The organism is Paraburkholderia sp. SIMBA_054, from assembly GCF_046534875.1.
Taxonomy (GTDB): domain Bacteria; phylum Pseudomonadota; class Gammaproteobacteria; order Burkholderiales; family Burkholderiaceae; genus Paraburkholderia; species Paraburkholderia hospita.
Map to the genome: position 1 here is coordinate 187,032 of NZ_JAWRXV010000009.1, position 13,856 is coordinate 200,887.

Annotated in this window: 12 protein-coding genes; 4 read left to right on the forward strand and 8 right to left on the reverse strand. The window is 63.5% G+C overall.

Going from position 1 to position 13,856, the window contains the following annotated elements; all coding sequences use genetic code 11:
- Positions 1-9 precede the first annotated feature (9 nt).
- Positions 10-2,190 carry a 4-alpha-glucanotransferase gene (malQ, locus tag SB822_RS13750; protein ID WP_079500460.1) on the forward strand — a complete coding sequence of 727 codons (2,181 nt, stop codon included), beginning with the start codon at positions 10-12 and terminating at the stop codon, positions 2,188-2,190.
- On the forward strand, positions 2,187-5,024 hold the full coding sequence (treY, locus tag SB822_RS13755; RefSeq protein ID WP_410854923.1) for a malto-oligosyltrehalose synthase: 2,838 nt from the start codon (positions 2,187-2,189) through the stop codon (positions 5,022-5,024). The genes malQ and treY overlap by 4 nt, the downstream gene beginning before the upstream one ends.
- Before the next feature lie 29 nt (positions 5,025-5,053).
- Here the strand turns inward: treY and SB822_RS13760 are convergent, their stop codons facing one another.
- The 5 genes from SB822_RS13760 to SB822_RS13780 all read right to left on the reverse strand — a co-directional run bounded on the left by SB822_RS13760 (position 5,054) and on the right by SB822_RS13780 (position 8,796).
- Positions 5,054-5,356, reverse strand: coding sequence for a hypothetical protein (locus SB822_RS13760; protein WP_410854924.1), 303 nt, complete (start codon positions 5,354-5,356; stop codon positions 5,054-5,056).
- Positions 5,353-5,835, reverse strand: coding sequence for a DUF2778 domain-containing protein (locus SB822_RS13765; RefSeq protein WP_410854925.1), 483 nt, complete (start codon positions 5,833-5,835; stop codon positions 5,353-5,355). Before SB822_RS13765 ends, SB822_RS13760 begins: the two co-directional genes overlap by 4 nt.
- A gap of 12 nt (positions 5,836-5,847) precedes the next feature.
- The gene (locus tag SB822_RS13770) at positions 5,848-6,330 is read right to left on the reverse strand and encodes an Hcp family type VI secretion system effector (protein WP_114222003.1); all 483 of its coding nucleotides are present in this window, start codon (positions 6,328-6,330) and stop codon (positions 5,848-5,850) included.
- A gap of 197 nt (positions 6,331-6,527) precedes the next feature.
- A complete protein-coding gene (locus tag SB822_RS13775) occupies positions 6,528-7,871 on the reverse strand; it encodes a hemolysin family protein (RefSeq protein ID WP_007579603.1) in 1,344 nt (447 codons plus the stop codon).
- A gap of 124 nt (positions 7,872-7,995) precedes the next feature.
- Positions 7,996-8,796 carry a sensor histidine kinase gene (locus SB822_RS13780; protein ID WP_410854926.1) on the reverse strand — a complete coding sequence of 267 codons (801 nt, stop codon included), beginning with the start codon at positions 8,794-8,796 and terminating at the stop codon, positions 7,996-7,998.
- Between the two features lie 124 nt (positions 8,797-8,920).
- Here SB822_RS13780 and SB822_RS13785 point away from each other — a divergent pair, with 124 nt between their 5' ends.
- Positions 8,921-9,262: an FKBP-type peptidyl-prolyl cis-trans isomerase gene (locus tag SB822_RS13785; RefSeq protein ID WP_007579605.1), complete on the forward strand. Its 342-nt coding sequence runs from the start codon at positions 8,921-8,923 to the stop codon at positions 9,260-9,262.
- A 43-nt stretch (positions 9,263-9,305) separates the two neighbouring features.
- Positions 9,306-10,076 carry a helix-turn-helix domain-containing protein gene (locus tag SB822_RS13790; RefSeq protein ID WP_410854927.1) on the forward strand — a complete coding sequence of 257 codons (771 nt, stop codon included), beginning with the start codon at positions 9,306-9,308 and terminating at the stop codon, positions 10,074-10,076.
- Positions 10,077-10,162: 86 nt separating this feature from the next.
- Here the strand turns inward: SB822_RS13790 and SB822_RS13795 are convergent, their stop codons facing one another.
- The 3 genes from SB822_RS13795 to SB822_RS13805 all read right to left on the reverse strand — a co-directional run bounded on the left by SB822_RS13795 (position 10,163) and on the right by SB822_RS13805 (position 13,853).
- Positions 10,163-11,353: an O-succinylhomoserine sulfhydrylase gene (locus tag SB822_RS13795; RefSeq protein WP_410854928.1), complete on the reverse strand. Its 1,191-nt coding sequence runs from the start codon at positions 11,351-11,353 to the stop codon at positions 10,163-10,165.
- A 319-nt stretch (positions 11,354-11,672) separates the two neighbouring features.
- A complete protein-coding gene (gene purF / locus SB822_RS13800) occupies positions 11,673-13,223 on the reverse strand; it encodes an amidophosphoribosyltransferase (protein ID WP_007579608.1) in 1,551 nt (516 codons plus the stop codon).
- A gap of 135 nt (positions 13,224-13,358) precedes the next feature.
- Positions 13,359-13,853, reverse strand: a complete 495-nt coding sequence (locus tag SB822_RS13805) for a CvpA family protein (protein WP_007579610.1) — start codon at positions 13,851-13,853, stop codon at positions 13,359-13,361.
- Positions 13,854-13,856: the final 3 nt, after the last annotated feature.

The following is a 13,856-nucleotide window of genomic DNA, read 5'->3' on the forward strand; positions in this document are numbered from 1 at the left end:
GTGACACGCGTGGCCACAACCCGACGCCCAGGTATTTCCATCGACGCCCTCGCCGCACGCGCAGGCTTCGAAGTCGAATGGGAAGACGCGCATCACAACAGGAAGCGCGTGCCCGACAGCACGCTCGCCGCGCTGCTCGAACGCATGGGCCTGCCGTGCGGCAACGCCACGCAGATTCGCCAGAGCGCGGGCGCGCTCGAAGCCGAGTTGTCCGGCCGCAAGCTGCCGCAGCTGATGACGGTCGAATGCGGACGCGGTATCGGGTTGCCCGCCGCCGCGATCAAGGCGGGCAGCCACTACCGGATCGAACTGGAAAACGGCTCGCTGATCGATGGACGCTTCACGGCGCCGAAGGGCGAAGCGGCGCTGCTGTCACCTATCGACGAACCCGGCTATCACACGCTCGTGCTCAACGATCACCGGATGACGCTCGCCGTCGCGCCCTCGCAGTGCTACACAGTCACCGACGCGTGGCGCGCGATGCACGGCGACGACACGAACGCGCCGCCGCTGTGGGGCATCGCGGCGCAAATTTACGGCTTGCGCCGGGTCGGCGACGGCGGGATTGGCGATTACACGGCGCTGGCCACGCTCGCGATCGAAAGCGCGAAACGCGGCGCGCATGCGCTCGCCGTCAGCCCGACGCACGCGATGTTCAGCGCGTTGCCGGGCTCGTTCAGTCCGTATTCGCCGTCGTCGCGGCTGTGGTTGAACGTCACGCATATCGATCCCGCCGCCGTGTTCGGCACGCATGCCGCACAGGCCGCCCTCGATGCGGCGGGCGGCACCGACGTCTGGCCGCAACTCGAAACACTGCCGCTGATCGACTGGAAGACAGCGACGCCGCTCAAGCTCAAGGTGCTGCGTGTGTTGTTCGAGCGATTCTGCGCGAACGACCGCGCGCAGGACTCGCCGCGCGCGCTGGAATTTCACGGCTTTTGCGAGCGCGGCGGCCGCGCGCTCGAAGATCACGCGCGCTTCGAGGCGCTGCATGCGTTCCAGTTGCTGCACAGTGGCGAAGGGTACTGGCGCAAATGGCCTGATGCGCTGCAGGACCCGCGCAGCCCGGAAGTCGAAACATTCGCGAACGAGCATCGGCATGAAGTCGAGTTTCATCTGTTTCTGCAATGGCTCGCGTCGAAGGGACTGTCGCACGCGCAACATGCGGCGCGCGACGCGGGCATGGCGATCGGACTGATCGCGGATCTCGCCGTTGGCTGCGATAGCGCGGGCTCGCACGCGTGGTCGTATCGCGACGACATGCTGCACGGCGTGTCCGTCGGCGCACCGCCCGATCTGTTCAACCAGGCGGGCCAGGCGTGGGGCCTCACCACCTTCTCGCCGCGTGCAATGCGCAATCAGGGCTTCTCGGCGTTCATCGACATGCTGCGCTCCGCGTTCGCCTGCGCGGGCGGCATCCGCATCGATCACATCCTTGGGCTGCGGCGGCTGTGGCTCGTGCCCGAAGGCGAGAGCGCGAAAAACGGCGCGTACCTGCGCTATCCACTCGAAGACATGCTGCGGCTGATTGCGCTCGAATCGTGGCGGCATCGCGCGATCGTGATTGGCGAAGATCTCGGCACCGTGCCGCCGGGTTTTCGCGAGCGGCTCAGCGAGCATGGCCTGGCCGGTATCCGCGTGCTGTGGTTCGAGCGCACGAGGGACGGCAACGGCTTCATGCCGCCCGCCGAATGGGATAGCGGCGCCGTCGGGACGACGACCACGCACGATCTGCCGACTGTCTCCGGCTGGTGGCGCGGCGAGGACATCGTGTGGCGCAATCGTATCGGTCAGACGGCACCGCGCGCCGACGGGCGTGATCCTGTCGCGCTCGCGCAGGCTGAACGCGACGACGACCGCGCCGCACTATGGCGGGCGTTCCAGCAAGCCGGGGTCGCCGCGCCCGATGTCGATCCGCCGCCGCCCGGCGAGGCACCCGTCGATGAAGCGCTCGCCTTCGTCGCCGCCACGCCGTCGCCGCTCGTCACGTTTCCGCTGGAAGACCTGCTCAGTCTCGTAGATCAGCCGAATCTGCCCGGCTCGATCGACGAGCATCCGAACTGGCGCCGCCGCGTGATCCAGCCCGTCGACGCGCTGTTCGCCGACGACACCTTTTGCGACCGCCTGCTCGCCATCCAGCAGGCGCGTACCGACTCAACCTCAGCATCTTCGTTGTCCGATACGCCATGACTGTTCCGCGCGCCACGCTCCGACTCCAGTTCCATCGCGACTTCACGTTCGACGATGCGCTCGCGCGCGTCGACTACTTCGCCGCGCTCGGCGTGAGCCATCTGTACGCGTCGCCGATCACGACGGCCACGCCCGGCTCCACGCACGGCTACGACACCGTCGACTACGGCCAGGTCAGCGCCGAGTGCGGCGGCGAAACCGGCTTGAGGCGTCTGACCGACAAGCTGCATGAACTCGGCATGGGCCTGATCGTCGACGTCGTGCCGAATCACATGGGCATGAGCAGGCACAACGCGTGGTGGCAGGACATTCTCGAATGGGGCCGCCATAGCGCCTTTGCGCGCTTTTTCGATGTCGACTGGCACTCGCCCGACCCGGCGCTGCGCGGCAAGGTGCTGATGCCCGTGCTCGGCGCGGCTTACGGCGAGGAACTGATCGCGGGCCGCATCGCGCTGCGCTTCGACGCCGACAACGGGCGCTTCAACATCGTCTATGGCGAGCACGAGTGCCCCGTCTGCCCGATCGATTACGCGGCGATCCTGCAATCGGCGGATCGCGCGGATCTGAGCGCGCTCGCCGAGCGCTTCACGTCGATCACCACGCAACCCGCGGATCATCCGCGCGCGGTCGAAGGCCGCGAAGCGCTACGCGAATTCGTGCGGCAGAACGGCACGTCGGCGATCGAGTTCGTGCTCGAAGCGTATTCGCCCAATGAGCCCGTCAGCCGCGACCGCCTGCACCGGCTGATCGAGCGGCAGCACTTCCGGCTCGCGTGGTGGCGCACGGCGTCGGATGAAGTGAACTGGCGGCGCTTCTTCGATATCAGTACGCTTGCGGCCGTGCGTGTCGAGCGTCCCGAAGTGTTCGACGCCGTGCACGCGCTGATCTTCCGGCTCTATGCGGAAGGCGTGATCGACGGTGTGCGCATCGATCATATCGACGGGCTCGCGGAACCGCGCGAGTACACGCAGCGGCTGCGTCAACGGCTGTCGGAACTGCGCGAGGGCACGACGCCGTATATCGTCGTCGAGAAGATACTCGGACGCGGCGAAGCACTGCGCGACGACTGGCCTGTGGACGGCACGACAGGCTACGACTTCATGAACGACGCTGGGGCGCTGCTGCACGACCCGGCGGGCGCGGCGCCGCTCGCCGATGCATGGGCCGAACTGAGCGGCCGCCCGGCGAACTTTGCAGACGAAGCGCTGCCCGCGCGCCGCAAGATTCTCGCGGAGAATCTGCCTGCTGAACTGGACCGCGTGTCGCGCGCGCTGCATCGGCTTGCGCGCGACAGCATCACGACGCGCGACTTCACGTACACGGCGATCCGCCGCGTGACCAACGAGCTTGCCGCGTACTTCCCCGTCTATCGCATCTATCCGCAAAACGGCCTGCGCAGCGCCGCCGACAACGCGTACTTCGACATCGCGCTCGATGCCGCGAAGCAGACGCTGTCGCGCGCCGATCATGGCGTGCTGACGCGCGTCGATGCGTGGCTCGGCAGCGGCGCCGACGAGAACGGCAATGGACGCAACGCTGCGTATCAGCCGCCTCAGCAGAATGGCGGCGCGGGCGCGTTCAATCACACGGCGTCGGCGCGACGTACCGTGCAGACGCTGTTCTCGCAATTGACGGCCCCCGTCGCCGCGAAAGCTATCGAAGATACTGCGTGCTATCGCTACGGACGTTTGCTGTCGCGTTGCGAAGTCGGCGCGGACCCGGGCGAGTTCGCGCTGACGGTCGAGCAGTTTCACGCGGGCAATCAGGAACGCGCGCGGCGCTTTCCTCATGCGCTGCTCGCGACGGCGACCCACGACCACAAGCGCGGCGAAGACACGCGCGCGCGCCTCGCCGTGCTGAGCGAAATCGCCGACGAGTGGACTGCGACGCTGCGCGCATGGACGACGTTGAACACGCCGCATCGGCGCGCGCTGGATGGTAACGCCGACGACTTGGCGCCTGGTCCCTGCGTCGAAGCGATGCTGTATCAGACGCTGGTCGGCTGCTGGCCGCCCGGTCTGTCGCCCGACGACGAAGCGGGCGTCAAGGCGCTCGCCGAACGCGTCGCGCAATGGCAGTTGAAAGCGCTGCGCGAAGCGAAGTTGCGCACTACGTGGCTTGCGCCTGACGAAGTATTTGAGAACGGCTGCCGCGAGTTTCTGTTCGATATTCTTGCGCCGCAGCGCCGCGATGGATTCCTGCGCGAACTGAGCGGGTTCGTTGCGCACATCGGCCGGGCGGGCGTCGTGAATAGTCTGCAGCAGACCTTGCTTCGGCTCGCTTCGCCTGGCGTGCCCGATCTTTATCAGGGTACCGAACTATGGGATTTCAGTCTCGTCGATCCAGATAACCGGCGGCCTGTTGATTTCGCGCAGCGGCAGGCGCTGCTCGCCGAGGCGCCGCCTTCCGATTACCTCGCTGGCTGGCGCGATGGCCGCGTGAAGCTCGCGATCAATCAGCGGATGCTCGCGTTACGCATGCAGATCCCTGAGTTGCTGAGCAGCGGTAGCTATACACCGCTCACAGTGCGGGGCAAGCACGCCGCGCACGCCATTGCGTTCGCGCGGCGGCAAGGCAACTGCTGGGCGGTGGTGATTGCGACGCGGCTGTCGATGGCGCTGCTCGATGCCAGCAGCGACTTGCCTATCGTCGATCCGATTGCGTGGGACGATACTGCCGTGCAGATGCCCGAAGAACTGTTCGGGCGCGCGTTGTTCGACTGGGTGAGTCCCGCTGCGCCGAAGGTTGAAGATACTGGGTTGCTGTATCTGCGCGATGCGCTGACGACGATGCCTGTTGCCGTGCTGGTTGAGGATGGGGTGCCGCGGGTGTAGGCCTTGGCAGGCCTCTGAATAGCGCTTCGTCATGGGGAACGAAGCCGTCTTCGCACATATCGCCCGATCAGAATTGAAGCAATGCGCAATACAAGCGCTACCACGGCACAACACGCTACGAGCAAACAAATCAAACCTAGCGTTTCGATATCGTCTTCGTTGTCTATCTTGTTCTGGCCGCTTAACTTCAAGGCAGAGTGAATCGCCTCAAACAGCCATGACGGTATCCAGAATGGCAGCCGGGAAATAAACGCGCCCAGATACCAACCACCAATGCACGATGCGGCGATGAATCCGAGGGCGTACGCGATACGAAAGTGAACCGCTTTCATCTCACCTCAACGGTTCCATAAGCACGCATCGGAGCACCGGGAACTGGCACATCAGGCTTGCGCGCGCGAATGTACCGTTGCAGATTGTCGAACGCAAATGGGTTGACGACGGTGATGCAGCCTTCACTTAGATGCATCGGTCCCTCGGGGTGAAGCCTGAAGTTCCCCCGCTGAATACCGTCGATCATCGTCGTGTCACCGCCATTTGGGTTCCAAAGCGTAAACCACTTCGAACGGTCGGTTGTTCCCCACCCATGTGCGGAAAACCAGTCTTTAGCCCATCCGAACATGCCTCCAGATTCCCGGTCAACGAGGTAATACGTTCCAACCGGTAGTGGCCCGACATTCGGTATGGCTGTATCGCGCGGATTGTCGCGACCTTGTTTCGTTCCAGAGTACGCCTCGACCGAACCGAACCCTGAGTAATACAACTGTGAAGTCGCCTTGTCATTCAACAGAAAGGTGCACCTTATCGGCATGGCAAGGCACCTTCAGATGTACGACCAAGCGTCTTTGAAGATCATGTTGCCATCGGCATACGTCCACGCAATCTCTTCATAACGAAATTCCACTATCTCGAAGTGATTGCGATGTTGACTCTCGACTTCCCTGATGTTCAGCACCTTCGGCGACACACCAACGACTTTCACATTCTTCATGGATACCGTGAAGTAAGCTTCTTCCCTTCCGGCATCGGTCGCACGATAGAACCTCAATTCGCCCGACTGTAACGTTGCTCCACGCGCGACTGCCCTGTAAAGAAGCGCGGACGAACGGTCTATTTCCTTTTCGATGGTCAACGGACGATGGGATCGCGCGCCAATAAGCTTTCCAGTGTTGCTGTCCGTGGGCGAATGTACGCCGTGCGTCAGACTCAGAACTTCAATGCTTCCTTCCCGTCCGAAAACCTCGCTGGAGCCGAGAATGTCCGCACCGCCTTCGTCTTTCAGCCAAAGATGCAATGGAACTGCCATCGGGTAGGCCTCCTTATGAAGTGAGTCTCCCGTTCTAACACATACATCGGCAAACTGATGTCAAAAAGGGTCAAGGCCGCTCGCTTGAAAACCGGTCGGCCTCGACTTCGCTGACAGAGAACGCTGCACTGCTACCGGAAAAACGCGCTCCACCGATTGAGAAAAGTTCGGCTGGCCCTTACCGGCGAGACGACGCCCTAACCACCCTCATCATCAAAGGTCTTCGGATACACCCGCACCAGCACAATACGCGGCCCTTTCATCCTCTTCACGACCACATCGAAACGGTCGAAATCGACACGCTGCCCTTCTTCCGGCAGATCGCCGAGTGCGTTGATCACCAGACCGCCGACGGACTCTGCGCTGCCCTCGTCGATATCGATACCAAGCGCGCGCTCCAGCGACACCACGGGCAAACTACCCTTGCCCATCAGCGTGCCGTCGTCCATGCGCGTCCAGTCGGCGTCGCCCTGACGGAACTCGTCGTGAATCTGACCGACCAGCGCGCCGAGCAGATTGTCGAGCGTCAGGAAGCCGATCGGCTTCGCGTTCTTCCGGCCGACCAGCGCGAGATGCGGCGCGCCCTTGCGAAAGCGCCGGAACAGTTCCAACGCGGGCATCTCGGGCTTCACGTACTGCACGGGACGCACGTAGTGCGACAGGTCCTCGAGCGTGCTGCCCGCGTGGCGCGCCAGCAGCAGATCCTTCAGATGGATCGTGCCCGCGACGCGCTCGCCCGTCGCGTCCTCGAGCAACGGATAACGGCTGAAACGATGGCGCGCGATGATCTGCATGTTCTCGCGCCACGGCAGATCGCGGCGCAGGCTCACCAGTTCATGCGCGGGCCGCATCAGGTCGGACACGGTCATGCGCGAGAAATCGAGCGAATGCGCGATCGTGTTCCATTCGTCCTGCGAATAGGCGTCCTTCGAGCCGTCGAGTTCGTTCGTGACGCTCGCGCGGCGGCCTCGCAAAATCAGCTTCAGTTCCTCTGTCGAATAGTGCAGATCGCCGCCGTGATCGGCCGTCAGACCCGCTATGCGCAGCACGGCGTTCGCGCTCGAGTTGAGCACCCAGATGGCCGGGTACATCGCCCAGTAGAAGCCGTAGAGCGGCATTGCCGTCCACAGCGAGATCTGCTCGGACTGGCGGATCGCCAGCGACTTCGGCGCGAGTTCGCCGACCACGATATGCAGGAACGAAATGCAAGAGAACGCGAAGAACAGTGAGATGCCGTGGATCAGGTGCTCGTTCTGAATGCCGAGCAGATGGAACACGGGGTTCAGCAGTTCCGCGAAGGCCGGCTCGCCGATCCAGCCAAGCCCCAGCGACGCGAGCGTGATGCCCAACTGACATGCGGACAGATACGCATCCAGCCGCCCATGCACCTTCCCAAGCAGCTTGCCGCGCAAGCCATGCTTCGCCGCGAGCGTTTGCACGCGCGTCTGCCGCAGCTTGACGAGACCGAATTCCGCAGCAACAAAGAAACCGTTGAGGGCAACGAGCAACAACGCGCCAATGAGGGCGACGAACTGGATCAAAGCGAAGAACTCCGGCAACAAAAGCCGTCAGTATAGAGCGCGAAAGGCACGTGAAAGCGCTGAGCGCGCATGAACTGGCCATCCGGCCAGGTCGCGTGCGATTCCATGCGCGTGTGCGTGTGAGTCATGCGCCGGCGAGCGGCACACGCAGCTTCAGTGTCGTCGGCTGGCCGTCTGCCCATTCGCCCTGTTCGAACGCGCCGCCGTGTGCTTCCGCGATGCGCTTGCACAGTCCGAGCACCCACGAAATGCGGCTGGCTTCGCGCGGCTGCGTCGCTTGCGCGCGCGCGAAGTTTTCGAGCACGTGAGGCAGCGCAGCGTCAGTCAGTGCAGCAGAGGTTGCTTGCCAGGCGACCGTGGCACGGAACGTCGACGTATCGACGTCGGCATCGAGCGTGACGGTCGCGCCGCTCGCGCTCGCTTCCACCGCAAACGCGACGAGCAGCCACAACGCGGCGGCGAGACGCTCCCGGTCGCCGTCCATCTGCTGCGCGGCGAGCGGCGAGTTGAGTTCGAGTGCGACGCCACGCCGCACGGCGAGCGCGTCGCGCACATCACCGATCGTCTCATCGAGCAATGGGCGCAGCGCGAACGGCGCGCGCTTCAAGGCAAGCGCTTTCGTCTCGGCGCGCGTTGTATCGACGATCGATTCGAGCAGCTTCACCTGCTGCTCGACGCCGTTGCGAATGCCTTCGAGCGCGCGTTGCGCGGTGGCATCGTTCGTGTCGATCTTGCGGTCGAGCACATAGGCCCAGCTATGAATAGCATTCAGCGGGCTGCGCAGGTCGTGCGAGACCAGCGACAGCACATGATCGCGCATGAAAAGCGCCGTTTCGGCGCAGCGTCGCGCGGTTCGTTCGGCGACGGCAGACGTCTCCTCGTTGCTGCCGGAAGAAGACGGAGTAGACGTGGTCACGATCGACATCCTCGTTGGCGGTTCACCGTTGGTTGCAGTCTGGACATTATAGGCATGGCCGTTTGGCCGATCTTCGCGACGGTAGGACAACACGCCTACAATAGCGGTTTCGAACGATTACAAGGAGCATTGCATGTCTACTGTCACCACGGCCTCGGGTCTCCAATATGAAGACCTGACGGAAGGCTCGGGCGCAGAAGCGAAGGCCGGTCAGACCGTCAGCGTTCACTATACCGGCTGGCTGACGGACGGCCAGAAGTTCGATTCGAGCAAGGACCGCAACGACCCGTTCGCGTTCGTGCTGGGCGGCGGCATGGTCATCAAGGGCTGGGACGAAGGCGTACAGGGCATGAAGGTCGGCGGCGTGCGCAAGCTGACCATTCCGCCGCAACTCGGCTATGGCGTGCGCGGCGCGGGCGGCGTGATTCCGCCGAACGCGACGCTCGTGTTCGAAGTCGAATTGCTCGGCGTCTGAGCGTTTCCGCCGTTTTTCCGGTTGCTCTGCCGTGAGCCATGCTGTGAGCCACGCCGTCATCGATGCACCCAACGTTTCCCTGCGCCGTTACGGCACCGTGGAAGCGTCGGACGTGCACGACTTCCATCAGATCGTGCTCGGTCTGGACGGGTCGATGGTGATGGCCGTAGACGGCGTCGCGCAGGAAATCGACCGGACGTCCGCGTGGCTCATTCCCGCGGGCTCGCGGCACGACTACGCGGGCATCGGCGAGAACCGGCAGCTCGTGCTCGATCTGCCCGCGTCGTCGGTCGCCGTGCCGCAACGTCTGTTCGACCGGGCGCGCGCCGTCACCGTCGATTCGTCGCTCACGCAACTGGTTTCGCATATTGCGGGCCGCGCGACGGGACATATCGATGGCGATGCCGCATGGCGGCGCTTCAACTGGGACGCGGCCGCCCGCTTATGCGCGGCGATCATCGAAGACACGGGCATGGCGGATGCTGCGCCGGGCGCCGGTCTCGACTTCGCGCGCATCGACGCCTGGCTGCGCGCGCGTCTGTCCGAACCGCTGCGCATCGCTGACCTCGCCGCGCACTGCGGCTTCGGCATGCGGCGCTTTCATCAATTGTTCATCGACGCATTCGGCGAAACGCCGCATCGCTATTTGCAGCGGCTGCGGCTGGATACGTCCGTCACGCTGCTCGCCGATCCGCGCCGCTCATTGACCGACGTCGCGCTCGAAGTCGGCTTCGGCGATCAGAGCGCCTACACGCATGCGTTCACGCGGCGCTTCGGGATGGCGCCGGGTCAATGGCGCGCCTTGCTGCATTGAGCGTTGCTGTATGACAAAACGGGCGCTCCGCAGCGCCCGTTTCGTTTCACTTCTTCACTTCTTCACTTCTTCACTTCTTCACTTCATCAGCCTGCAAGGCCGCGCGCCAGATCGTCGCGGATATCGGTTGCATTCTCCAGACCAACGGCAAGCCGGATCAGACCTTCCGTGATGCCCGCTGCCGCGCGCGCTTCCGGCGTGATGCGGCCGTGCGTCGTGGTGGCGGGATGCGTGATGGTCGTGCGCGTGTCGCCGAGGTTGCCGGTGATCGAACAGATCTTCGTGCTGTCGATCACACGCCACGCATTCGCGCGCATCGCTTCCGGCGTGTCGCCCTTCAGTTCGAACGAGACGATCGCGCCGCCTGCTTTCTGCTGGCGCTTCGCGATCTCGTACTGCGGATGCGATTCGAGGCCCGGATAAAACACGCGCTCCACAGCGGGATGCGTATCGAGCCAGCGCGCGATTTCGAGCGCATTCGCCGACTGGCGCTCGACGCGCAGCGACAGCGTTTCCATGCCCTTCAGCAGAATCCACGCGTTGAACGCGGACAGCGTCGGACCCGCGCTGCGCACGAACGGGAACACCTTTTCCATGATGAACTGCTTCGAGCCGACCAGCGCGCCGCCGAGCACGCGCCCTTGCCCATCAAGGAACTTGGTCGCCGAATGCATCACGACGTCCGCGCCGAGTTTCAGCGGCTGTTGCAGCGCCGGGCTGCAAAAGCAGTTGTCGACGACGAACAGCGCATTCGCGGACTTCGCGATCTTGCTGATCGCTTCGATATCGGCGATCTCCGTCAGCGGGTTCGACGGCGTTTCGAGGAAGAACATCTTCGTCTCGGGACGCACGGCGTTTTTCCACGCGTCGAGATCAGTCGGATCGACGAAGGTCGTCGTGATGCCGAACTTGCTGAAGATCTGCGAGAACATGCCGAGCGTCGAACCGAACAGGCTCTGCGAGCTGACGAGATGATCGCCCGCCTGCAACGCCGACATCACCACCGACATGATCGCGCTCATTCCCGACGCCGTCGCCATGCACGCCTCGCCGCCTTCGAGCGCCGCGAGACGGTCCTGGAACATCGTCACGGTCGGATTCGTGAAGCGCGAGTACGTGTAATAGTCTTCGGAATTCTTGAAGCGCTCAGCAGCGTCTGCGGCGCTCGCAAAGACAAAGCTCGACGTCAGGAAGATCGCTTCCGAATGTTCGCCGAATTCGCTGCGCAACGTGCCCGAGCGGACTGCGAGTGTGTCGAAGTTGAGGGAGTCGTCCATGTTCGTTCTGTTCCGTTTTTCGAAGTCACGCACTCGCCGCGCACTCGCCATTAAGGTTCGCACACGCGAGGGCAACAAAAAAGCCCGCTTTGCGTCGGCATAAGCGGGCTTCGTGTGCGGGGAACGCTATAAGCGCGATGGCTGTGCTGCTGCTCACCGTTCGCTTTAGCTGTTTTGGGTTTCCCCGCGTCCGCAAGCTGAGATCAAATCGACGCAAGACCCGATGGTAACACTGCGCCCGGGTTTTCGCGCCGGGTTTCAGAGGCTGTTGCAGCGCGCGAAACCGCGGTTGACCCGATGTTCGCGCGCTTACAACGCGTTACTCGACCGACAGTTGCAGGTGCAATTGCGAACGCGCAGCGCCGCCTTCCATCGCGTCGCTCGCCGCGTCGCGATCCGATTGCGCAGACGGTGCGAGACGCGCGGTTTCGATGCGGTCGAGGTACTCCGTCGTCACGTCGCCCGTGATGTAGTTGCCGTCGAAGCACGACGCTTCGAATTCCTTCAGCGCCGGGTTGATGTCGCGGATCGCGTTCTTCAGCGCGTCGACGTCCTGGTAGACGAGGAAATCGGCGCCGATCAGGCGCGCCACGTCTTCGTCCGAGCGGCCGTGCGCGACGAGTTCGCTGCGCGTGGGCATGTCGATGCCGTAGACGTTCGGAAACTTCACGGGCGGCGCCGCCGACGCGAAGATCACCTTGCTTGCGCCCGCATCGCGCGCCATCTGCACGATTTCGTGCGACGTCGTGCCGCGCACGATCGAATCGTCGACGATCAGCACGGTCTTGCCTTTGAACTCGATGCCCATCGCGTTCAGCTTCTGGCGCACCGACTTCTTGCGCACCGCCTGGCCCGGCATGATGAAGGTGCGGCCCACGTAACGGTTCTTGAAGAAGCCTTCGCGATATTCGACGCCGAGTTTCGCTGCGACCTGCATCGCTGCCGGACGCGACGAATCGGGGATCGGCATGACGACGTCGATCTTCACGTCATCGGGGAGTACGCGCAGGATCTTCTCGGCCAGATAGTCGCCCATGCGCAGACGCGCGTTGTAGACGGGCACGCCGTCGAGCACCGAATCCGGACGCGCGAGATACACGAGTTCGAAAATGCACGGGTTCAGGCTCGCGTTCGGCGCGCATTGCTGCGCGTGGAAGTTGCCTTCGAAGTCGATGAAGATCGCCTCGCCCGGCGCGACGTCGCGCACGAACTCGAAGCCGATACCTTCCAGCGCCACCGATTCCGACGCTAGCATCCATTCCGTGCCCGACGCCGTTTCCAGCTTGCCGATACACAGCGGGCGGATGCCGAACGGGTCGCGGAAGCCGAGCAGACCGTAGCCGGAAATCAGCGACACGATCGCGTACGAGCCACGCACGCGGCGGTGCACGCCCGTCACGGCCTTGAACATCGCTGCCGGATCGAGTTGCAGACCCGTGCTCGCCGTGTGCACTTCGTGTGCGAGCACGTTGAGCATCACTTCGGTGTCGGAATTCGTGTTGATGTGGCGACGATCGATGCGGAACATCTCGTCTTTCAACTGCTGCCAGTTGGTCAGATTGCCGTTGTGCGCGAGGATGATGCCGAACGGCGCGTTCACGTAGAACGGCTGGGCTTCCTCTTCGCTCGACGCAGACCCCGCCGTCGGGTAACGCACCTGGCCGATGCCGCTGTTGCCGGGCAGGCTGCGCATGTTGCGCGTGCGGAACACGTCGCGCACCATGCCGTTGGCCTTATGCATGTGGAAATTGTTGCCGTTCGCGGTGGCGATGCCGGCCGCGTCCTGACCGCGGTGCTGCAGGAGCAGCAGGCTGTCATAGAGGAGCTGGTTGACGGGTGACTGGGAAACTACGCCTACGATGCCGCACATGGCATGTCCTTCAAAGGGTACGAAATTCGATCAGTGCGGCCTGCCTGGGAGACAGCCGCGCGCGCCGTGGTTCTGCTTGCTTCACCATCGGCCCGCCTTGTCATCCGCCTTCGCCCTTTGCGTGCAACGCGATCGTTACACGTGGACGTAGGCGGCGAGCGTTTCGGGAAGCAGAGGCTTCAACTCTCGCACGCCCTGCTCGGCGTAGGGCCGCAGCAGCGCGTTGCGCCAGAATTCCTGTTTGGGCAGTTCGGTCAAGCCACCGAGGGCGACCAGAACCAGCACCAATATGACCCCGCGTACGAGGCCGAACACCAGTCCAAGCGAGCGATCCACGCCGCCCAGACCGGACACCTGCACCAGCCGGCTCAGCAACGCGTTCGCCACGCTCGCCACCAGCATCACGCCAATGACGATCAAAGCGAACGCGATCAGCCACTGCGTCAACGCGCCGCCCGGCCAGTTCGCCGGCACGTAGGGTACCAACAGGCCCACGAAACGCGCCGCCACCAAGAACGCGACGATCCAGCCGATCAGCCCGAATACCTCGGACAAAAAGCCGCGCCACGTTCCGCGCATGGCTGACAGGGCGATCACCGCCATTACAGCGTAGTCGAACGCGGTGAACATCGC